At 66.8% G+C, this 21,382-nt stretch carries 19 protein-coding genes; 6 read left to right on the top strand and 13 right to left on the bottom strand.

Annotated elements, in window-relative coordinates; all coding sequences use genetic code 11:
• Window positions 1–7: 7 nt before the first annotated feature.
• Together Cte04_RS21925 and Cte04_RS00235 are read right to left on the bottom strand one after the other, a co-directional pair.
• Window positions 8–331 (bottom strand): energy transducer TonB, encoded by a 324-nt coding sequence (locus Cte04_RS21925; protein WP_245633241.1) that lies wholly within the window; start codon window positions 329–331, stop codon window positions 8–10.
• Window positions 332–596: 265 nt separating this feature from the next.
• Window positions 597–1,688 carry an MBL fold metallo-hydrolase gene (locus tag Cte04_RS00235; RefSeq protein ID WP_370671015.1) on the bottom strand — a complete coding sequence of 364 codons (1,092 nt, stop codon included), beginning with the start codon at window positions 1,686–1,688 and terminating at the stop codon, window positions 597–599.
• Window positions 1,689–2,328: 640 nt separating this feature from the next.
• Here Cte04_RS00235 and Cte04_RS00230 point away from each other — a divergent pair.
• From Cte04_RS00230 to Cte04_RS00215, 4 genes are all read left to right on the top strand, one after another.
• Window positions 2,329–4,299 (top strand): arylsulfatase, encoded by a 1,971-nt coding sequence (locus tag Cte04_RS00230; RefSeq protein ID WP_066469841.1) that lies wholly within the window; start codon window positions 2,329–2,331, stop codon window positions 4,297–4,299.
• A gap of 149 nt (window positions 4,300–4,448) precedes the next feature.
• Window positions 4,449–5,423 carry a YkgJ family cysteine cluster protein gene (locus tag Cte04_RS00225; RefSeq protein ID WP_066469837.1) on the top strand — a complete coding sequence of 325 codons (975 nt, stop codon included), beginning with the start codon at window positions 4,449–4,451 and terminating at the stop codon, window positions 5,421–5,423.
• Window positions 5,420–6,709, top strand: a complete 1,290-nt coding sequence (locus tag Cte04_RS00220; protein ID WP_066469829.1) for an anaerobic sulfatase maturase — start codon at window positions 5,420–5,422, stop codon at window positions 6,707–6,709. The genes Cte04_RS00225 and Cte04_RS00220 overlap by 4 nt, the downstream gene beginning before the upstream one ends.
• 78 nt (window positions 6,710–6,787) lie before the next feature.
• On the top strand, window positions 6,788–7,117 hold the full coding sequence (locus Cte04_RS00215; RefSeq protein WP_066469826.1) for a tetratricopeptide repeat protein: 330 nt from the start codon (window positions 6,788–6,790) through the stop codon (window positions 7,115–7,117).
• A gap of 92 nt (window positions 7,118–7,209) precedes the next feature.
• Here the strand turns inward: Cte04_RS00215 and Cte04_RS00210 are convergent, their stop codons facing one another.
• From Cte04_RS00210 to Cte04_RS00185, 6 genes are all read right to left on the bottom strand, one after another.
• Complete coding sequence (locus tag Cte04_RS00210) at window positions 7,210–8,829, bottom strand: ABC-F family ATP-binding cassette domain-containing protein (RefSeq protein WP_066469823.1); 1,620 nt, start codon at window positions 8,827–8,829, stop codon at window positions 7,210–7,212.
• Between the two features lie 283 nt (window positions 8,830–9,112).
• On the bottom strand, window positions 9,113–10,756 hold the full coding sequence (locus tag Cte04_RS00205) for a DHA2 family efflux MFS transporter permease subunit (RefSeq protein WP_281178750.1): 1,644 nt from the start codon (window positions 10,754–10,756) through the stop codon (window positions 9,113–9,115).
• Window positions 10,757–10,786: 30 nt separating this feature from the next.
• On the bottom strand, window positions 10,787–12,124 hold the full coding sequence (locus Cte04_RS00200) for an HlyD family secretion protein (RefSeq protein WP_066469820.1): 1,338 nt from the start codon (window positions 12,122–12,124) through the stop codon (window positions 10,787–10,789).
• Window positions 12,125–12,183: 59 nt separating this feature from the next.
• Window positions 12,184–13,656, bottom strand: a complete 1,473-nt coding sequence (locus Cte04_RS00195; RefSeq protein WP_066469809.1) for an efflux transporter outer membrane subunit — start codon at window positions 13,654–13,656, stop codon at window positions 12,184–12,186.
• Between the two features lie 83 nt (window positions 13,657–13,739).
• Window positions 13,740–14,282, bottom strand: coding sequence for a MarR family winged helix-turn-helix transcriptional regulator (locus Cte04_RS00190; protein WP_066469807.1), 543 nt, complete (start codon window positions 14,280–14,282; stop codon window positions 13,740–13,742).
• Window positions 14,283–14,534: 252 nt separating this feature from the next.
• Window positions 14,535–15,005 (bottom strand): CopD family protein, encoded by a 471-nt coding sequence (locus tag Cte04_RS00185; RefSeq protein WP_066469805.1) that lies wholly within the window; start codon window positions 15,003–15,005, stop codon window positions 14,535–14,537.
• A 194-nt stretch (window positions 15,006–15,199) separates the two neighbouring features.
• Between Cte04_RS00185 and Cte04_RS00180 the strand changes: the two genes are divergently transcribed.
• A complete protein-coding gene (locus Cte04_RS00180) occupies window positions 15,200–15,433 on the top strand; it encodes a hypothetical protein (protein WP_245633240.1) in 234 nt (77 codons plus the stop codon).
• A 30-nt stretch (window positions 15,434–15,463) separates the two neighbouring features.
• Here the strand turns inward: Cte04_RS00180 and Cte04_RS00175 are convergent, their stop codons facing one another.
• The 4 genes from Cte04_RS00175 to Cte04_RS00160 are packed head-to-tail and all read right to left on the bottom strand — an operon-like array spanning window position 15,464 to window position 19,670.
• Window positions 15,464–16,393, bottom strand: a complete 930-nt coding sequence (locus tag Cte04_RS00175) for a dihydrodipicolinate synthase family protein (protein ID WP_066469800.1) — start codon at window positions 16,391–16,393, stop codon at window positions 15,464–15,466.
• A 17-nt stretch (window positions 16,394–16,410) separates the two neighbouring features.
• Entirely contained in the window at window positions 16,411–17,583 is a 1,173-nt protein-coding gene (locus tag Cte04_RS00170; protein ID WP_066469798.1) for an L-rhamnonate dehydratase, read from the bottom strand.
• Between the two features lie 59 nt (window positions 17,584–17,642).
• Window positions 17,643–18,692 (bottom strand): 4-hydroxythreonine-4-phosphate dehydrogenase PdxA, encoded by a 1,050-nt coding sequence (locus Cte04_RS00165; protein WP_066469797.1) that lies wholly within the window; start codon window positions 18,690–18,692, stop codon window positions 17,643–17,645.
• Between the two features lie 3 nt (window positions 18,693–18,695).
• Window positions 18,696–19,670, bottom strand: a complete 975-nt coding sequence (locus tag Cte04_RS00160; RefSeq protein WP_066469795.1) for a Bug family tripartite tricarboxylate transporter substrate binding protein — start codon at window positions 19,668–19,670, stop codon at window positions 18,696–18,698.
• A 117-nt stretch (window positions 19,671–19,787) separates the two neighbouring features.
• On the opposite strand from Cte04_RS00160, the gene Cte04_RS00155 reads away from it, so the two are divergent.
• Window positions 19,788–20,717, top strand: coding sequence for a LysR family transcriptional regulator (locus Cte04_RS00155; RefSeq protein WP_066469792.1), 930 nt, complete (start codon window positions 19,788–19,790; stop codon window positions 20,715–20,717).
• A gap of 90 nt (window positions 20,718–20,807) precedes the next feature.
• On the opposite strand, the gene Cte04_RS00150 is transcribed toward Cte04_RS00155, so the two are convergent.
• The gene (locus Cte04_RS00150; protein ID WP_245633271.1) at window positions 20,808–21,290 is read right to left on the bottom strand and encodes a PaaI family thioesterase; all 483 of its coding nucleotides are present in this window, start codon (window positions 21,288–21,290) and stop codon (window positions 20,808–20,810) included.
• Window positions 21,291–21,382: the final 92 nt, after the last annotated feature.

Raw genomic sequence — 21,382 nt, 5'->3', positions numbered from 1 at the left:
CGGTGTTTCAGTTTTGATAGCTGCCGGCGCTTGGTGCATCAGCACTTGCGCCTGTCTTTGCTGGAAATACCAGATCATAGGGCTGCTCGAAGCAGGCCGTGACCGGCCGTCCCTGGCGCATGCCGGGCCTGAACTTCCAGCGCTGGAGCGACTGCATGATGGCCGTCACGATGCGCGGGTCGGTATCGGCAGGCAGATAGGCCAGCCGTCCCAGCTTGCCCTGGGGCGTGACCTCCAGCCGGAAGACCACATGCGTGCGCAGGCCGTCGGGAAACCAGCTGGCGTGAATGACCGGCGGCCGGCGGTAGCGGGCCTGCGGGCCCACGTCCATCTGGCTTGCGGGCGTGCAATCTTCATGAAGCCAGGCCGGCCACCGGGAAGGTGCGGCGCGCGATGATGGCGCGGATGCCGCAGCCGCAGCAGGCTCGCTTGCGGCTGCAGGCTGCGGTGCCGCAGCGGAGCCGGCCGAGCCACTGTCCGGCGGCGTGGTACAGGCGGCAAGCAGCAGTGCGCCCAGTACCGCGGCGCAGGCCGCGGCAGGGCGTGGAAAACGCGAAATGTGCATTGCGGCATTCTCGGCCATGCCGCTGCTGTCCTCAGGATTGCGCGTGGCGCATGGGCTGCGTCGCATTGCCGGTCTGCACACAGGCGCGCCACCAGGGCGTGCCCGCGTGGGGGGCATCGAGGTCCAGGCGCTCGCCCATCATGGGCGTGGCGATGGCAATGCCGTGCTGGCGGCCCAGGCCCAGGATCTGCTCGAACGGGTCCCACCAGGCATGCATGGCCAGGTTGAAGGTTCCGTTGTGTATGGGCAGCAGCCACCGGCCGCCCAGGTCCTGGTGGGCCTGAATGGTCTGGGCCGGGTGCATGTGCACATAGGGCCAGTGCGGATCGTAGGCGCCGGTCTCCATGAGCGTGAGGTCGAAAGGGCCGAAGCGCCGGCCGATTTCGGCAAAGCCGTCGAAATAGCCGCCGTCGCCGCTGAAGAACACGCGCAGCGGCCGCTCGCCCTGCAGGTCCTCGATCACCCACGAGGCCCACAGCGTGCGGTTGCCGTCGCGCAGGCCGCGGCCCGAGAAATGCTGGGCCGGTGTGGCCGTGAAGCGCAGTCCGTCCACTTCGCTGCCCTGCCACCAGTCGTGCTGCACGATCCTGTCGGCAGGCACCCCCCAGGCCGCCAGCCGGTCGCCCACGCCCAGCGTGCACAGAAAGATGCCCACCTTGGGCGCCAGCGCGCGGATGGTGGCGCGGTCCAGGTGGTCGTAATGGTCATGCGAGAGCAGCACGCCGCGCAGCGGCGGCAGTTCATCCAGTGCAATGGGCGGCGCATGAAAGCGCTTGGGGCCCGCAAACGGCAGCGGCGAGGCGCGCTCCGAGAACACCGGGTCCGTCAGCCACCAGCCGCCGCGCAGCTTCATCAGCAGGGTGGAATGGCCCAGGCGGTACAGGCTGCGTTCGGGCGCGGCCTCCAGCGTGGCAGCGTTCAGCGGCAGCACGGGCAGTGCCTGGCCTGGCTCGGTATCGGGCGGCTTGTTGAAGAAGAAGTTCCAGAGCGTCCTGGCATCGGGCGTGGGGCTGTTGGCTGGACGCGGATGGGTGTTGCGAAAGCGCCCGCCCGCGTACTGGGGCGAATCGGGGTAGCCGCCGATGGCAGCCTGAAAGAGCGAGGGTTGGGTCACGGTTCGGATGTTGGCAAATGAGGCCGTCTCCGGTAGTTGGTGCGGATTGCGGCAAAAGCAAGACCGTTGGTGGATTGCGCGAGGCTTTTGCGTGGGCCAGGGCATGGGCAGCCCAGAACACAAGCGCATTGTCGTTGTCATGCCTACGGCGCTTGTCACGTTTGGCTGGCAATGCCAGCCACCGCTACCGCCGGTGCGCTGTAAAGCACCCATAGGTTCCAGCCGTGGTCTCGACGACTCGGATTAATTTTGTGGATTGGGTTAAGTGGCCGTTGATTTTGATATTGAATATATCTTATAGAGTCTATAAGAATATCAACTGAGAATAGGCTTGTTTATTGAAGCTAGAAAATGGGTTGCAGGTCTTGAATGGCCGAATATGCAGGGCTCATGACATTTTTTGAGCAAGTTCTTGAAGCCTTAACCTCTGCGTAAGCCTTGTCACAGCTCGTTTTCGAGAGGAGATGTGGTGAAAATCTGATGGTTGCGGTGTGGTTGGGTGATGTTGGATATTTTCAGTATTTGAAAATAAGGAAAACATCTTAATGTGCCTGGGAATATTGAAACACCGTATCGGTATTTTGTTTTCTCAATACCTGGTCATAGCATCTGGCGCTTTCGCAATATCAACCAGAGGGATTTACGCTACATGGCAAAAGGTAAGCATTTTTCGGCAGGGGAGCACGGTTTCACCGTCGCTGCGTTGACGGTGGCGGTCGGCTTGGCGTTGTCCGCCTGCGGCTCCGATCAGGAGGCTGCGGTAGCCCAACCCGTAGAGCAGGAAAGCAAGGCGCCGCAACGGCCTAACATTCTCTACATCATGGCCGATGACCTGGGTTATTCGGACATTCAGGCCTTCGGCGGCGAGATCGAGACTCCCAATCTGAACGCGCTGGTGTCCGACGGCCGTATTCTCACCAACCACCATACCGGTACCGTCAGCGCCATTACGCGCTCCATGCTGATTTCCGGCACGGACCACCACCTGGTGGGCGAAGGCACGATGGGTGCGCCCCAGGACGAGCGCAAGGGCTTGCCCGGCTACGAGGGCTATCTGAACGACAGCGCGCTGTCGGTGGCGCAACTGCTCAAGGACGGCGGCTACCACACCTATATCGCCGGCAAGTGGCATCTGGGCTCGGCACTGGCTGGCGATACAGCGGGGGCGCTGGTTTCGGGCAAGACGCCCGATCAATGGGGCTTCGAGCGCAGCTTCACCTTGCTGGGCGGCGCGGCGGTCAACCATTTCGGTCATGAGCCGGCGGGCTCGAAGAACTACACCGAAGACGGAAAATATGTGCAGCCGGGCCAGCCCGGCCAGCCGGGAGGCGCAGGTGGCAGCCCGGCGCAGTTCTACTCGACGGACTTCTTCACCGACAAGCTGATCTCCTACATCGACTCCAACCGCAAGGACGGCAAGCCCTTCTTCGCCTATGCCGCTTACACCTCGCCGCATTGGCCGCTGCAAGTACCGGAGCCCTGGCTGAGCAAGTACAAGGGCCGCTACGACGGCGGCTACGGCGCCATCCGCCAGGAGCGCATCGCCCGCATGCAGGCGCTGGGCGTGATCTCCGGCAATTTGAAGCCCAACGCCGGCTTGCCCGAGACACTGACCGCCTCGCCAGCAACGCCAAACAACGGCAAACCCAACGCCAAGTACATCAACGCCCTGAACAGCCCGGCGGGCGGCTACGTGGACTATGGCGCAGGCAGCGTGATCAAGTCCTGGAGCAGCCTGTCTGCGGACGAGAAAAGGTCCCAGGCGCGCTACATGGAGATCTATGCCGGCATGGTGTCGAATCTCGACTGGAACATTGGCCGGCTGATCCAGCACCTCAAGGACACAGGCCAGTATGAGAACACCTTCATCATGTTCCAGTCGGACAACGGTGCCGAGGGTTGGGCAATGGACTCGGGAGAAGATCCGACCGCGACCGACATCGCCAACGCACAGCCGGGCACCTACGAGAAACTGGGCACCGACTATGGCCGGCCCCAGACCATCCGCTTCCCGTTCGGCTTGACCTACGGCACCCGCTGGGCCGAGGTCAGCGCGGCACCGCTGGGCCTGTACAAGAGCACCATGGGCGAAGGTGGCATCTCCGTGCCAGCCATTGTCAAGTTGCCGGGCCAGGCCAAGAGCCTGCCGCCCTTCACTCGGTTCACCCATGTGACCGACAACACCGCGACGTTCCTGGCGCTGGCGGGCGTGCAGGCGCCCAGCAAGCCGGCAGCGGCGCAAATCGATCCGAAAACCGGCGTCGACAAGAACAAGGGCAAGGTGGTGTACCAGGGCCGCAATGTCTATCCGGTGACTGGCCATTCACTGGTGGAGGCGCTGAAGGTGGCCGCATCGGGGCCGGTGCGCAACACCCCCTTCGGCGAGGAAAGCTATGGCCACGCCATGCTGCTGAGCGCCGACGGCCGCTGGAAGGCGCGCTGGACTGCACCGCCACTGGGCCCGGTTGACGGTCACTGGGAGCTGTTCGATCTGGAGAACGATCGCGGCGAGACCCGGGATCAATCCGCAGCCCAGCCGCAACTGCTGAGCCAGCTGATCGAACAATGGAAGGCCTATATGGCCAGCGTAGGGGGCGTGGAGCCGCTGCGCCCGGACTGATGAGCCTGCATGAGGCGGGAAGCCAGACGGCTTCCCGTTTGCTACCGGCCGCCGGGTGCCTGGCACCTAGCGGCCTTTGCACAGAAATTGCCAATGCCTCCATCTTTCCTGTTTTTTCGGTTCCGTGGCTTGCACGGAGTGTTCCGGCGATGAGCGACGCACACTTCGATTTTCATTGCTCGGCCTGCGGCAAGTGCTGCAACTCGCCGCCGCTGTTGTCGCTGCCGGAACTGTTCCGGCACCAGCACCGCTTCATCGGCGGGCTGGCGCTGCGCCGCGTGCGCCGCCTGCGCATCGGCCAGAGCCTGGCGCAGGGCGGCCGACTGTACAGCATCGGTGCCGAGGATTTGCGCGCTGCGGCGGCGCTGTCCGCCCAATTGCTGCATCCGGCGGGCGATACCGACATTCTGCTGGCGTTGCAGGGCATGGACCATCCGTCGCGTGGCGCCTGCCCGGCACTGGACACCGATGGCCATTGCTCGCTGTATGCCGCGGGCCGGCCCGCGACCTGTGCCGTGGTGCCTCTGGATGCGTTGCTGCCCGATCGCCTGCAGCATCTGGTGCTGGCCGGCAGGATAGGCGAAGCCGCCTATTTCGGCGCCGATTGCCTGAGCACGGAGGCGCGTGCCGGCCATAGGCCGCTGGCCGCTGGTGCCTCGGTGCTCGATGCCGGCTACGCCGCCGCACTGGCGCTGCGCCGCAATGATCTGGCGGCCGACAGGCGCCACTGGGGCGATGCGGTGTGGCGGTTGATCGGCCCCGAGCTGCTCGGCGAACCCGGGGTCATTCCTGTCGAACAAGCCCTGACAGTGGCGCCGGTGACGGTGCTGCTGGTCGTCGCCGGAGCATCCGACGCCTGCCGCCAGCGGGTGCTGGATTTCATCGCCGCGCAGCAGGCACTGATTGCCGAGACGATTGCCGCCGCGCTGCAGCGGCGCCTTGGCGACGACAAACCCTTTACCCGGCAGTTGCGAGCCTTTGCCGACACCTATCGGGCGCTGGAGCGGCGCCTGCGCGAGGCGCCGGCCCCCCGGCCGCGTGTCAACGCGGCCGAGCTTGAAGCCTGGCTTGGTCTGGCTCCCGTGGCCGAGGCTTCCCTCATCATTCCTGAATCTTTTTCATGACGCACAGCAACCATATCGTTCAAGAGGCTAAGCGCCTGAACATCAGCCCCGAGGCACTGCAGACCTATCTCGACGCCGGAGCCGGCAAGCCGGCGCCAGGGGTGTCCCGCTATCTGCACACCACGATCAAGCCCATAGGTTCGGCCTGCAACCTCGACTGCAGCTATTGCTACTACCTGAGCAAGGACGGGCTGCTCAAGCAGAACAACCGCCGCATCGACCAGACGCTGCTGGAGACCTTCATCAAGGATTACATCGACAGCCAGGATGTGGAGGAGATTGCCTTTACCTGGCATGGCGGCGAACCGACGCTGCTGGGCGTGGAGTTCTTCCGCAAGGTGGTGGAGCTGCAAAAGCGCCACACACCGGCGGGGCGCCGCATCTCCAACGACCTGCAGACCAACGGCACCTTGCTGGATGACGAATGGGGCGCCTTCCTGGCCGAACACGGCTTTCTGGTCGGGTTGAGCATCGATGGTCCGCGTGCGCTGCACGACGCCTATCGGCCCGACAAAAGGGGAAGGCCGAGCTTTGACGCGGTCTTTGCCGCCACCCAGCTGCTCCAGAGATACGGCGTGCCGTTCAGCACGCTGACCACGGTGAACCGCAAAAACGCCAGGCAGCCGCTGGAGGTGTATCGCTTCCTGCGCGACGAGGTCGGTTCGCGCTATATGCAGTTCATCCCCTGCGTGGAGCCCAAGCAGTTCGAGCACACGGCGCCCGGCTATCTGGAACCGGGTCAACTGGTCGATGCGCAGAGCCCGCGCACCGATCCCGGCCATCCGCTGTCGGTGGTGACGGACTGGAGCGTGGCCTCGCAGGACTGGGGAGGCTTTCTGTCGGAGGTATTCGACGAATGGGTGGCGCACGACCGCGAGCGGGTCAAGATCAATCTGTTCGAGACCACGCTGGCCCAGCTGCGCGGACAGCCGGCGCAAATCTGTACCAGCAGCCCGTTTTGCGGCAAGAACGTCGCACTGGAGCACGATGGTCGCGTCTATGCCTGCGACCACTTCGTCTATCCGGAGTACGAGATCGGCAAGGTCGGCGATCAGCCGCTGAGCCGCATGGTGTTCTCGATCAAGCAGCTGGAGTTCGGTCTGAACAAATTCAATTCATTGCCCGGCGACTGCCGCAAATGTCCGTATCTGAAGCTCTGCTACGGTGAATGCCCGCGCACTCGCATCCTCAAGACACGGCCGGGCGAGGGCAATCTCAGCTATCTGTGCCAGGGCTGGAAGCGTTTCTTCGCGCACGCGCTGCCAGCGTTGCAGCGGCTGCGATAGCGCGCCATGGCACGGCCTGCATACGATGTTGCGCCAGAATGGGCGCCATCATTTCCGCCTCAAGCAGGCAAACAGAACATGTCCATCGCCATACGTAACTTCGAAGCCTTGCTGGCGCAGGGCAAGGATTCGGCGCTGCTGCGCTACACCCTGGGCAAGGCCTATCTGGACCAGGAGCAGGCCGAGAACGCCCGCTCCCACCTGCAGCAGGCGACGGCGCTGGACCCCGACTATTCGGTGGCCTGGAAGCTGCTGGGCAAGGCCGAGCTCGCGCTGGGCGACACCGTGGCCGCGCGCCGGGCATGGCAGCAGGGCCTGGCCTGCGCCCACGCCAGGGGCGATGCCCAGGTGGTCAAGGAGCTGCAGGTCTTCTTGCGGCGCCTGGACAAGCAGGCCGGCATGGCATGAGATTGCCCATCTATATCAAAAAATGAGCGCCTGGCGCAAGTACAGCAGGTGCCGAAGGCCGATTTCATCCCTGTTCTGGCGGGCAGCCGGGTTCAGGCTTCGCGCAGCTGCCAGCCCTTGTCCGTCGCTTCCAGGCGGTGCGTGAGCTGCAGGCGCTGCAGCAGTTCCTCGTCATGCGAGACGAGGACCAGCGTTCCCCGGTATTGGCCCAGCATCTGTTCCAGCGCCTCGATCGAGGCCAGATCCAGATGGTTGTCGGGCTCGTCCAGCAACAGCAGTGCCGCCGGCTCATCGGCATAGAGCGCGCAGGCCAGTGCGGCCTTGAGGCGTTCGCCGCCGCTGAGCCTGGCGCTGGGCGTGGCCAGCTGCGGCGCCGACAGGCCCAGCTGCGCCAGGCGCATGCGCTGCTCGGCCTCGGCGGTGGCCGGGCTGGCGGCCTGCAGCAGCTCCAGCACGGTGCATTCGGGCCGCAGCAGCTGCAGCCACTGGTCCAGGAACGCATGCGGCGCATGGCGCAGGCATTGGCCTTGCAGGGGCTGCAGCGTGCCCGCCAGCACCTGCAGCAGCGTGGATTTGCCGCAGCCGTTGGGCCCTGTCACGGCAATGCGTTGGCCGGCCTGCAGCCGCCAGTCGATGGGCGCCGGGTCTGTTGCCTGCAGATGCGGCAGCCGCACCTCTCGCAGTTCGGCCACGATGCGTGGCGTCTGGACCGCCTGCGAAGGCAGGTGCAGATGGATGGACGGCGGCGCGTCCATCTGCTGCCAGGCCTGCCGTACGTGCCGATCCAGTGCCTGCCGGGCCGTCGCATGCTGCTGCGCGAGCTTGCCGGCCGAGTCCTGCGCCCGCTGTTTTTGCCGGTCCAGCAGGATCCGGGCCTGGTTGGCCTGCTGGCCGGCCTTGTCGCCGCGCGCGCTTTTGCGCTGCTGGCGCTCCTGCTGCACGCGCATGGCATGTTCCTGGCGGGTGCGCTCGAGCTTGCGCTGCGCGAGCCGGGCCTGCGCGGCCTGCAGCGATTGCCGGCGCGCCTGCAGGTAGAAATCGTAGTTGCCGCCGTAGCTGTGCAGCCCGTGCGGGGCGAGCTCCACGATGCGTTCCATGCACCGCAGCAGCGCGCGGTCGTGGCTGATCAGCAGCAGTCCGCGCGGCCAGCGGGCGATGAATTGCGCGAGTGCCTGCCGGCCTGCCTGGTCCAGATGGTTGCCGGGTTCGTCGAGCAGGAGAAAGTCGGCATCGGCCAGCTGGGCGCCGATCAGCGCCACGCGCATGGCCTGGCCGCAGCTGAGCTGGCTGGCCGGTGTCTCCGGCGGGAGCGGCGGCAGGCCATGCTGCTGCAGCGCGGCCTGCAGGCGCTCGCGCAGGTCCCAGCGCTCGGCCAGCAGCTCGAAGTCCTCGGCTGCGCAGCTGCCGTTTTCTATGTTGCGCAGCGCCTGCAGCGGGCCTTCGAGACCGGCCAGGCCGGCCACGGTCTGGCCCGGCCGGGGCAGCGCGGCCTGCTGCGTCACGAAGTGCAGCGTACCCAGGCGTTCGCAGCGGCCCGCGCTCGGGGCCAGCTCGCCCGCCAGGATTCGCGCCAGCACGCTTTTGCCTGCGCCGTTGCGGCCGACCAGGGCGGTGCGCGTGGCGCCAAAACTATCGGAAAGCCCGGTAAAGAGCGCGCTGCCGCCGGGCAGCGCAAAGGAGACGCCATGCAGCGTCAAGCGAGGTTCTGTCATAGACCCGATCCATGAATGCCATACATCCCCTGTGCAACAGGGCGGAGGGAGGTGGCCGTCAAGCGACGGCGGCATTACAGGCGCATGGGAGTCGTACCTCGCAGGAGATCGGAAAGCGTGCCATTGTAGGCAATGCGGCCGGGGCTTGCAGCATGCATCCGGCGCTGGCGCATGGCCCGCGTGGGTACTCGCAAAAAAATAGCTGCCGGCGCTGGTGGAATGGGCGCTGGCAGCTGTTTTTGTGCAAACCCCGAGTGCACAGGCTACGGGGTGGTTCTGTACGTCAGTGCGCGCCGGCCGCCTCGGCGCCTCCGCCGGCATGCGGGGCCGGGCGTTTGGTGAGCCAGATCAGCACGATCAGCACCAGGAACAGGATGGACGAGGCCAGGAAGATGTCGTCCGCGGCGCGCGTATAGGCCTGCTGGTCGATCAGTCGGTTGATCTGGGCATAGGCCTGTTCGGCCGACATGCCGCGGGCCTGCAGCTGCTGCACGGTCTGCGCGAACGCGCCCTGGCCCTGCACCATGAGCTCGGCCAGGTGGGCATGGTGCATGGCCGCGCGGTTGTCCCAGAGCGTGGTGGCGATGGAAGTGCCCATGGCGCCCGCCGTGATCCGCACGAAGTTGGACAGGCCCGCGGCCGCCGGAATGCGCTCGGGCGTGAGGCCGGACAGGGTGATCGTGGTCAGCGGGATGAAGAAGAAGGCCATGGCCGCGCCCTGGATCAGCGTGGGGATCAGGATGTGGCGGAAGTCCGTCTCGATCGTGAACTGCGAGCGCATCCACAGCACCAGCGCGAACACGATGAAGGCGCCCGTGGCCATCTTGCGCGGGTCCCAGCTGCTGACCTTGCGGCCCACCAGCGGCGTCAGCACGATGGCCAGAATGCCCACGGGCGCGAGCGCCATGCCGGCCGTGGTGGAGGTATAGCCCAGCCACTGCTGCAGCCACAGCGGCAGCAGCACCACGTTGCCGAAGAACAGGCCGTAGGCAATGGACAGCGCCACCGTGCCGGCCGCAAAGTTGCGCCGCATGAACAGGCGCAGCTCCACCACGGGGTGGGCATCGGTCAGCTCCCAGACCACGAAGACCGCAAAGCTGACGACGGCCAGAATCGCCAGGGTGATGATCTCGCCCGAGGCGAACCAGTCCAGCTCCTTGCCCTTGTCCAGCATGAGCTGCAGCGCACCGACCCATAGCACCAGCAGGGCCAGTCCCATGGAATCGATGGGCAGCTTGCGCGTCGGCGTTTCGCGGCTGCGGTAGATGCTCCAGGTCATCAGCGCCGACAGCAGGCCCACGGGCACGTTGATGTAGAAAATCCACGGCCACGAGATGTTGTCGGTGATCCAGCCGCCCAGCAGCGGCCCGACGACGGGCGCCACCAGCGTGGTCATGCCCCACAGCGACAGGGCCACGCCGGCCTTGGCCGGCGGGTAGCTGGACAGCAGCAGCGTCTGCGACAGCGGAATCATGGGTCCGGCGACCAGGCCCTGCAGCACGCGGAACAGCACCAGCAGCTCCAGCGAGGAAGCAAAGCCGCACAGCCAGGAGGTCAGCACGAACAGCAGCACGCTCATAGTGAACAGGCGCACGGCGCCAAAGCGCTGCGTGAGCCAGCCCGTGAGCGGCACGGAGATGGCATTGGCCACGCCGAAGCTGGTGATGACCCAGGTGCCCTGGCTGGGGCTCACGCCCACGTCGCCCGAGATGGCCGGAATGGCCACGTTGGCGATGGACGAGTCCAGCACGTTCATGAAGGTGGCCAGCGACAGGGCCAGCGTGCCCAGGGCCAGCTGGCCGCCCTTGAGCGGGGCGGGCCGCGGCGGCACGGCGGCCGGCGGCGATGGCGGCGGGGAAGGGGGCTGGCCGGCGCCGGAGCCGGCCATGCCGCCTTCGGCCGCGGTGGCAGAAGTGGAGGATGTCATGGCAAATCCGCAGTCTGGGAACGGCTTCGCTTACTTGGCCTGCTGGCCGGCGGCCGCAGGGGTGGCAGCCGGGGAGGCCGGGGGCGCGGTGACGGCGTCCAGCGTGGTCAGGGCCGGCACGGTCTCGCCGGCGATGATGCGCTGGATGCGGTCCTCGGCCTGGCTCAGCGTGCCGTCATACACCGTGGTCTGCGCCACGGGCGCGGTGCGCGGCGCATGGGCCAGCGCGCCGCCTTCCTGGTCGCGGATGTCCACCTTCACGTCCATGGACAGGCCCACGCGCAGCGGGTGCTTGGCCAGGGCTTCGGGCGAGAGGCTGATGCGCACGGGCACGCGCTGCACCACCTTGATCCAGTTGCCGGTGGCGTTCTGCGCGGGCAGCAGCGAGAAGGCCGCGCCGGTGCCGGCGCCCAGGCCCACGACCTTGCCTTCATAGGTGGCCTTGTCGCCGTAGACGTCGGCCGTCAGCTCGGCCTTCTGGCCGATGCGCAGATTGGCCAGCTGGCTTTCCTTGAAGTTGGCATCGACCCACAGGTCATGCAAGTCCACCACGGTCATCAGGGGCGAGCCCGCGGCCACGCGCTGGCCCAGCTGCACGCCGCGCTTGGCCACATAGCCGTCCACGGGCGAGACCAGGCGCGTGCGCTGCAGCGCCAGATAGGCTTCGCGCACCTTGGCGGCGGCGGCCATCACGGCCGGGAAGTCCTGTGCCGTCGTGCCCTTGGTCTGGGCTTCGGCGGCCGTCAGCTGGGCCTTGGCGGCACGCACCGCGGCTTCGGCGGCCACCACGGCATTGCCGGCCGCCGTGGCCACGGCCCTGGCATGGTCGAACTCTTCCTTGCCCACGGCGCCGGTGACGGTCAGCGGGCGGCGGCGTTCCACATCGTCGGCGGCCTTGGCGGCATCGGCCTTCAGGCGCAGCAGGTCGGCTTCGCGCTGGGCCACCTGGGCGGCCAGCGGCGCGTTGTTGGCATACAGGGTACGGGTCTGGCGCGCGGTCTGGGCCAGCTGCGACTCGGCCTGAGCCAGCGACACCAGGTAGTCGGCGGGGTCCAGCTGCACCAGCACCTGGCCGGCCTTGACGTAGTCGGTATCGTCGGCACCGATGCGGGTCACCGTGCCGCCCACCTGCGGCGTGATCTGCACCACGTTGCCGGCCACATAGGCGTTGTCGGTGCTCTGGTAATTGCGCGCCACCATCCAGTGCCAGCCGCCCCAGGCGATGGCGGCCACGGCCACGGCGGCGGCCACGATGGTCAGGCCCTTGCGGCGGCCGCTGGGGTTGGCGGTGGGAGAGGCTGCGGCAGGGGCAGCGGGTGCGGCAGGTGCGGCGGCAGGGGCGTTTTGAGGCTTGGTGTTGTCGGTCATGATTTTGGGCGCTCTGTTTTCGTCAATCTGGTGTGCAAACGCAAAAGGGGATTGCAGGCTTACTGGTCGCGGGCCTGCACGCTGGCGGTGTCGTCCTGCCAGCCGCCGCCCAGGGCGGCCATCAGCGCCACGCGCGTATCGAGTTCGCGCGCCTGCAGGTCCACGGCCAGGCGGCGCTGGTTGATCAGCTGGCTTTCGCTGTTGAGCACGGTGATCTGCGAACCCAGGCCGGCCCGGTAGCGCTGCACGGCAAAGTCGTAGCTGCGCTCGGCCTTGGCCAGCGAATCGGCCTGCAGCTTTTGCTGGCGCTCGAGCGACTGCACCGAGGCAATCGCGTCGCCCGCCTGCTTGACCGCATCAAGCACGGTGCCGTTGTATTGGGCGATGGCCGCATCCAGGTCGGCCTGCCTGCCGCGCAACTGGGCACGCAGGCGCTTGCCTTCGAAGATGGGCAGGCGCAGCGCGGGCGTGACGCCGAGCTGGCGCGAGCTGCCCTTGAACAGGTTGTCGAAGCCCAGGGCCGACAGGCCGACAAAGGCCGTGAGGTTGACGTCCGGGTAGAAGTCGGCCCTGGCGCTGTCGATGCCGCGGCTCGCGGCTTCCACGCGCCAGCGGGCGGCCACCACGTCGGGGCGGCGGCCCAGCAGGTTGGCCCCCAGCGTGTCCGGCACCGCCTGCACGGACAGGGCCGACAGGCGTGGTGCCAGCGCCTGCTGGGCGTCGGGTGCCTGGGCGCAGAGCACGGCGATGGTGCGGCGCGCCAGCGTGATCTGCTCGTCCAGCATCTCGATCTGCGTGCCGGCATCGGGCAGGCCGGCCTGGGCCTGGGTCAGTTCGACCTGGCTGTCCAGGCCCGCCTGGGTGCGCTGCTGGCTTAAGGCGAGCAGGGCCTGGCGCTGGGCCAGCGTGCGCTCGGCCACCTCGCGCTGGGCGATCAGCCGGGCCAGGGCGATATAGCTGCGCGCCACCTGGGCCGCAAGCTGGTTGGCGGCCGCGGCGCTGTCGGCCCTGGCGGCACGGGCCTGGCCCAGGGCGGCTTCGAGGTCGGCCGAGTGCTTGCCGAAGAAATCGGGCGACCAGGACAGGCCGGCCTGGAGATTGCTGCTGTTGTAGACATGGCCGGCCACGGGCGGCGGCACCAGGCCGTTGGCGCTGTAGCGCTGGCGCGTGGCGTCGGCACTCAGCGTGCCGTGGATGTCGGTGGCCGTGCTGCTGGCCGTGGCCAGCGCGGCAGCTTTCTCGAAGCGGGCATTGCTGGCCGCAAGGCTGGGGCTGCCCTGCAAGGCCTGCGCGATCAACTGGTCCAGTTGCGGATCGCCCAGGCCTTTCCACCATTCGGGTGTGGCCAGGGCCAGAAGGTCGGTGGCGCTGCTGTCGCTGGCGCCGGCCTCTGCGGGCGCGAGGCCCAGGTCGCCGGCGCCGAGCTGGGCCAGCGGTGCATGGGCCGGTCCCTGCGAGGCGCAGCCGGCCAGGACCAGGGCGGCGCAAAGCGCTGCCGCCGCAGTGATGGAAGAGCGTTGAAAAATGGGCATGTCAGGTGCCTGCTGTCTAGTTATGTGAAGGTTTTTGGACGGAAAGGCGGTGATGGCCTGTATTCAGGCGGCTGCGAGGCAGCTCATGTGCCGGGCGGCCCCTCGTCGGCGGGCGGCGGTGCGGCCAGCGTCTCGCGCAGGGCATCGCCGTTGACCAGCATGCGCTGCAGCATGGACAGCAGAAGCTCGCATTCCTGGTGACTGAAGCCGGCCAGATGGCCGTTGAGAACCTTGGACAGGACCTTGGGCACTTCCACCGCCACGCGGCGGCCTTCCTCGGTCAGCACCAGGTGCACCACGCGGCGGTCGGTGGTGGAGCGCTCGCGGCGCAGCAGGCCCTTGGCCTCGATGCGGTCCAGCGCGCGCGTGACCGAGGCGGGATCCATGCCCAGGTCCTTGGCCAGCGTGGCATTGGTTGTGTTTTCCTGGCACAGCAGCAGCTTGTACAGCGGCAGCCACTGCACATAGGTCAGGCCCTGGTCGGCCAGCTGTGCATCGGCCGCCTGCAGGATGGAGCTGATGACGCGGCGCATGAGAAAGCCCACGCTCTGCTGGGGCGAGTATTCGCCGGCCTGGTAGAAGTGCGTGGATTCGTCTGCGTAATCGATGATGGTGCTGCGGCTCATGGTGCTTTTGCTATGGCAATAATTGTCTGGTCAATGATTGCGGGGGCAATTATTGATCAATTGCACAGCCATGGCTGCGGTGCGCGACAAAAATATTGCTGCGTGCAGGGTTCCTTCAGTCAATTGCTCTTGAAAATGTAGCTGCTAACGCTTTATCGTTTTGGGGCGGAAGCCGATATGTCTTGAAATCCAGGCAGCAAAAAGCCCGGCTTTCTTGCGAAGGCCGGGCGGGTGCAGGGCAGGCGCAGCGGTTTACAGCGGCAGGCGCAGCATCACCACGATCACCAGGCCCAGCGCCAGGTTGAAGCTCACCCACTGGCGTATGCCGGCCAGGGCCTTGCCGCCGGCCGGCCAGTCCCTGGCCTGCACGGCCTTGTCCAGGCGCTTGAACAGCGCGAAGCGGATATGGCCGAACACGGCCATCATCGCCAGGCCCAGAACGCTCATGACGATCCAGGATGCCGGCATGGAGAACTTGGAGCCCGCCTGCGCCGCCATCGCATGGATGCTGCCTATCATGCCCACGCCCGAGGCCAGCACCACGACGACCAGCACCAGCACCATGGCAAAAAAGCGCTTGAGCACGCCGTGCATCAGCGTCACGCGCTCGGCAGGCTGCAGCTCCTGGGCGGCAGGGCGCAGAAAGAAGTGGGCGAAAAACATGCCGCCCACCCAGATGATGACGGCCAGCAGATGCAGGAGTTTGAACAAGAGAAAAAGCATGGGGAACAGGTAGTGGGAATGTAGGGACTGCCCAAGGCTACCGGAGTTTTGCGCCGGGCTGCGCCGTGGAGCTCTGCCATTGTTCCATGCATGGATGGCTTTGGCGGATTCCACGGGGCGCGTGGCGGCCACCGTGCCTGCCTGGACTGGTTGCCAGGTAGAGCAGGAGTGAGCCCATGCAGGATCGAGGCGCTGTGATCGCATTCAAACCCTCTTCGGGCCGCGTGGCCCTGCGCACTGGCGACGGCTGCTTTGTGCTGGCCGAGCAGACCGATGCAGGCGTGCTGCGCGAAGGGGCGAACCTGCATGGCAATATGCAGGTTGTCGGCCCCGAGACCTGGAGCGAGGAGGGCGAGCAGGCCCGCTACGAGGTTTTCGTGCTTGGCCGGGGCCTGCCACAGGAAGCCGTGGAGATGGAAATGCGCTGATCCGCACAGGCGGCCGGACGTCCTGGCGTTTCAACGCCCCCAGCGCAGCACCAGCGGATCGAGCCGGCGCGCGATGTCCAGCAGCTGGCGGCGCACCTCGGGGTGCATGGGCGGCCAGGGGGCGCGCGGCGCGTCGCAGGCGATCACGCCGCCTTCCTTCATCAGCGCCTTGGCGGCCAGGAAGCCCGCCTGGCGGTTCTCGTGGTTGATCAGCGGCAGCCAGCGCTGGTACTCGGCAAAGGCTTTGTCCTTGTCGCCGGCGCGGTGCGCCTCGATGATGGGGCGGATGCCGTCGGCGAAGCCGCCGCCGGTCATCGCGCCGGTCGCGCCGGCCTCCAGGTCGGCCAGCAGCGTGATGGCTTCCTCGCCGTCCCACGGGCCTTCGATGGCCTCGCCGCCCAGCGCGATCAGCTCGCGCAGCTTGCCGGCCGCGCCCGCGGTCTCCATTTTGAAATAGCTGACCTGCTCGACTTCCTTGGCCAGCCTGGCCAGGAAGGGCGTGGACAGCAGCGTGCCGGCGGCCGGCGCGTCCTGGATCATGATGGGGATGGTTATCGCGTCGGACACGCCCTGGTAGAACGACTGGATGGCCGCCTCGCCGAAGCGGAAGGTGGCGCCGTGGTAGGGCGGCATGACCATCACCATGGCGGCGCCCATGTCCTGCGCGCGGCGGCTGCGCTCGGCGCAGACCTTGGTACTGGTGTGCGTGGTGGTCACGATCACCGGCACGCGGCCGGCCACGTGCTCCAGCGCGGTGCGCGTGAGCACCTCGCGCTCCTCGTCCGAAACCAGGAACTGCTCGGAGAAGTTGGCCAGGATGCACAGGCCGTCGACGCCCGAGTCGATCATGAAGTCGAGGCAGCGCTTCTGGCTGGCCAGGTCCAGCGTGCCGTCCTCGTGGAAGGTGGTGGGCACGACCGGGAAAATGCCCCGGTAGCGCGGGTTGGAGAGTCCAGGCATGGTGCTTGCTCCTTGGCTCACTCGATGATGTTGAACTGGTCGAGGAACTCGGTCTTGAGCGTCAGGCCCAGGCCGGGGGTGTTGTCGTCGAGCTGCAGGAAGCCGTTCTCGGCCACCGGCTCGCCGTCGAAGATGTAATAGAACAGCTCGTTGCCCACCTCGACGTCGAACATCGGGAAGTACTCGCTCATCGGCGAGGCCATGGAGCTCATGGTCAGGTGGTAGTTGTGCATCTGGCCGGCGTGCGGCACCACGGGCACGCTGTAGCTCTCGCACAGCGCGTTGATCTTGTGCGCGGCGGTGATGCCGCCGACGCGGTTGGTGTCGTACTGCACCACGCTGACGGCCTTGCGCTCGAGCAGCTGCTTGAAGCCGTAGAGTGAAAATTCGTGCTCGCCGCCCGAGATCGGGATACTGGTGAGCTGGTTCAGCTCGGCGTAGCCATCGATGTCGTCGGCGATCACCGGCTCCTCGACCCAGCGCGGCTGGAACTTCTCCAGCTTGGGCAGCATGCGCTTGGCGTACTCCAGGTTCCAGCCCATGTAGCACTCGAGCATCAGGTCGTTGTCGTAGCCGATCACCTCGCGCAGCGCCTCCACGGCCTTGAGGTTCTCCTTCACGCCCTGGGTGCCGTGCGCCGGGCCGTAGCCGAAGCGCGACTTGAACATGGTGAAGCCCTGGTCGAGGAATTTCTGCGCCTCGTCCTGCATCTCCTGGATGTCGGTGCGGTAGAGCTTGCTGTAGTAGCAGGGGATCTTTTCCTTGGTGCGGCCGCCCAGCAGCTTGAACACGGGCTTGTTCACGCTCTTGCCCAGGATGTCCCAGATCGCCAGGTCCACGGCCGAGATGGCGGCCATGGTCACGCCCTTGCGGCCCCAGGCATGGGTGCTGCGGTACATGCGCTGCCACAGGTATTCGTAGTCCCACGGGTCCTGGCCGATGACCAGCGGCGCCAAGTACTCGTCGATGATGGCCTTGGCGATCTTGGGCGCCAGGGCCACGTTGCCCAGGCCGACGATGCCGTCGTCGGTCTCGATCTCGACCACGGTCCACGAGTGGAAGCGGAAGGTGCTCATGGTCTCGGTCTTGGAGTAGACGAGGTCCATGGCGTTGGAGCAGAAGTTGCCCTGAGGCGGAACGGTCTTGCCCTTCCATTCGTAGACGCGGGCGCGGACGGACTTGATCTTCATAAAGACCTCGGTAGAAAAAAAGTGAAAAGAGAGGCGGTCCGGGCCGCCCGGAAAATGGTTCAGGCGGCTGCGGCCGCCTGGCTGGCGCGCTGGGCGGTACCCATGCGGCAGGCGATCAGCAGGGCCTGCCAGGTGGCTTCCACGCTGGCCTTGCCCTGGCCGGCGATGTCGTAGGCCGTGCCATGGGCCGGCGTGGTGATGGGAATCGGCAGGCCGCCCTGCACCGTGACGCCGCGCGAGAAGCCCAGCAGCTTGATCGCGATCTGGCCCTGGTCGTGGTACATGGTGACGATGGCCTGGTACTCGCCGGCCTGGGCCTTCAGGAAGATGGTGTCGGCCGGGAACGGGCCGTGGAAGGGGTCGGGCGTGGGCCACGGGCGCGCGTGCAGGGCCTGCACGGCGGGCTCGATGATGTCGATCTCCTCGCGGCCGCAGGTACCGCCGTCGCCGTTGTGCGGATTGAAGCCGGCGATCGCCACCTTCGGGCTGGCGATGCCGCTGGCGCGCAGTGCGTGGTAGATCAGCTCGGCGGCCTGGGTGATGCGCTCCCGGCTCAGGTAGCGGGCCACGTCCTTGAGCGGCACATGCGAGGAGATGCGCGACGTCCACAGATTGCCGAGGGTGTTGAACTCGCAGAAGTAGCCGGTCACGCCCAGGTACTCGGCGAAGTGGTGCAGCTCGTCCTCATGGCGCAGGCCGCCCATCTTCATGGCCTGCTTGTTCAGCGGTGCGAAGCAGATGGCATCGATCTCGCCGGCCAGGGCGGCATCCATGCACCGGTTGAGCACCTGCAGCACCGAGCGGCCGCCGGCTGCGCCCACCTGGCCCTGCACCACGTCGGACGGGGCGACGGTGTCGACGGCGACAAAGGCCGGCAGCCGCGTATCGCTGCGACCGCGCACGGCAGCCAGATCGGCCAGGGGGGCGGTGGCCACCTGCACGCCTGCGATGCGCTGGCCCTGCTCCCACAGCCAGGGATCGCCGATGAGCACCAGATTGGCCTGCTGCACAGCCTCGGGCCTGGCCAGCAGGCGCGCGATCAGTTCGGAGCCGATGCCGGAAGGATCGCCCAGGGTCAGGGCGACAACGGGTGTGGTGGATGCAGCCATGGCTCAATCGATCTTGATGTGGTTCTTGCGGATGATTTCGCCAAAGCGCTGGTACTCGGCCATATGGAAGGCCTCGAAATCGGCCTGGGGCATGGGGCGCAGCTCGGCGCCCACGGCTTCCAGGCGGGTTTTGGTTTCCGGCATGGCGATGACCTTGTTGACCTCGTCATGCACCTTCTGCTGCACGGCCTTGGGGGTGGTGGCCGGCATGTAGATGCCGTACCAGGCGCCGATTTCCACGGCGGGCAGCCCGGCTTCCGCCATGGTCGGCACCTGGGGCAGCTGCGGGTTGCGCTGGGCGGAGGTGACGGCCAGCGGCCGCAGCTTGCCGCTCTTGATCTGGCCCAGCACCGAGGGCATGGTGTCGAAGCTCATCTGCACCTGGCCGCTGACCAGGTCCACCAGCGCCGTGGCGCTGCCCTTGTAGGGCACATGGGTGATCTGGATGCCGGCCGCGTCCTTGAACATCTCGGCCGCGATGTGCTGGGTGCTGCCGGTGCCGCTGCTGGCGTAGTTGATGCGGCCGGGCTCCTTCCTGGCCAGGGCCACGAGTTCCTGCACGGTCTTGGCGGGCACGCTGTTGCTGACGACCAGCACATTGGGCACGGAGCCCACAAAGGCCACGGGCACCAGGTCCCTGTTGTTGTCGTAGCCGAGCTTGAGCAGATGCGGCGCGATGGCATGGGCCGTGACCACGCCCATGACCATGGTGTGGCCGTCCGTGGCTTTGGCCGTCATGTCCACGGCCAGCGTGTTGGAGACGCCGGGGCGGTTTTCGACGATCACCGGTTGCTTGAGCAGCGGTCCCAGCCGGTCGGCCACGGCGCGGGCCATGGCATCGGTGCCGCCGCCGGGAGCCGAGCCCACCAGCAGGCGCACGGGGCGCGTGGGCCAGTCAGCCGCAGGGGCCTGAGCCTGCCCCAGTCGGGGCAGCAATGAACAGAGGGCAGCGCCAGCCAGCAGGGTGCGTCGCAGCATGGGGAATGTCTCCTGGAATCGTTGTTGTGGCTGCCATCCTAGGGAGGCTATTGATATGTGTATATTGAAATATCATGATATTTTGATAACCCACAGGAATCATTTGGAGAGGACGGCATGGGCTCCATAGACCGGCAGGACAGCACGCCCCAGCTGCTCAACCGCCTGCGCATGCGGCAGGTGGCGCTGATCCTGGCCATCGACGAGCAGGGCACCTTGCGCGGGGCGGCAGCCGGGCTGGGACTGACCCAGCCGGCGGCGACCAAGATGCTGCATGATCTGGAGGATGCGCTGGGCCTGCCGCTGTTCGAGCGCGTGGGCCGCGGCCTCAAGCTCAATGCGGCGGGCGAGCGGGTGACCCGCTATTTCCAGAACTTTCGCGGCGGCATGGAAGCGCTCAACCGCGAACTGGTGGAACTGCGCCGCGGCAGTGCCGGGCGGCTGGCCGTGGGCAGCATCATGGCGGCCTCGCCGGGCCGGCTCACCCAGGCGCTGCTGGCCCTGCGCGCGCAGTGGCCCATGCTGTCCATGGAGGTGGCCGTGGACACCAGCGATCGGCTGCTGTCCCAGCTGCGCGAGGGCGTGCTGGAAGTGGTGGTGGGCCGGCTGACCGGCGAGGACGGCGACGAATACGAGTTCCGCGCCAGCGACGACGAGGCGCTGTGCATCGTGGCCGGAAACGACCATCCGCTGGCGCGGGCCGAGCCGCTGTCGTTTGCCCAGCTGCTGGACTACGGCTGGGTGATGCAGCCGCGCGGCAGCCCCATGCGCGCGCTGATCGACCAGGAGTTCCATGCCCACCGCCAGCCGCTGCCGCGCGATGTGATCGAGACCGGCTCCATCCTGACCTCGATGAACCTGGTGCGGCATTCCGATATGCTGGCCGTCATTCCGCAGACCGTGGCGCGGGACAACCAGGTCCACGGTCTGCTGCAGGTTCTTCCCTACCGCTTCGGGCGGACGCTCGAGGCCTATGGCAGCCTGGTGCGGCGCGACCGGCCGCTGAGCCATCCGGCCCAGCATTTCCTGAAACTGTTGCACCAGTGATGCAAGGTTGAATATTCGAAAAAAATAGCGGCTGGCGCTTTGTAGATAAGCGTCAGCCGCCGTTTCGACGGGATTTTCCCGGGTGTTGCCTCAGGCCCGGGCTGCAAACACCAGGCAGGTGGTGGTGGCGTGGGCGTAGAGCTTGCCGTCGGGGCCCACGATGCGGGCCTCGGCCGTGGCCAGCTGCCGGCCGCTGTGCACCACCTGGCCTATGGCGCGCAGGGCACCGGTGTCCTCGCGGGCCGCGCGCACGATGTTCACGCCCAGCTCCGCCGTGGTGTAGGCCATGCCTGCGGGCAGCGTGGTGTGCACGGCGCAGCCCAGGGCCGAATCCAGCAGCGTGGCGAACCAGCCGCCATGCACGGTGCCCATGGGGTTGTAGTGCCTGCGCTGGGGCGTGCCCTGGAACACGGCCTTGCCGTGGGCGACCTCGATCAGCGCAAAATCCAGCGTGTCGGCGATAGGCGGATAGGGCAGCTCGCCGGCCAGCATGGCCTGCATCAGCTCCAGGCCGCTCCTGCCCTGAACCTGGGCGGGCGCGGCCACGCCGGGCCGGCCGCCGCCGGCCAGCATGCGGTCCACGACCCGGGCCTTGTGCGCGTCCCAGTCGGTGGAAGAAATGAACGATGGCTCCTGTGCCTTGACTGCGGTATCCATGCCGCCTC

This window comes from Comamonas terrae, from assembly GCF_001544075.1.
Classification (GTDB): Bacteria; Pseudomonadota; Gammaproteobacteria; order Burkholderiales; family Burkholderiaceae_C; genus Comamonas; species Comamonas terrae.
Note: the sequence above shows the minus strand (reverse complement) of the source record. Positions and strands in the feature narration are given on the sequence as shown.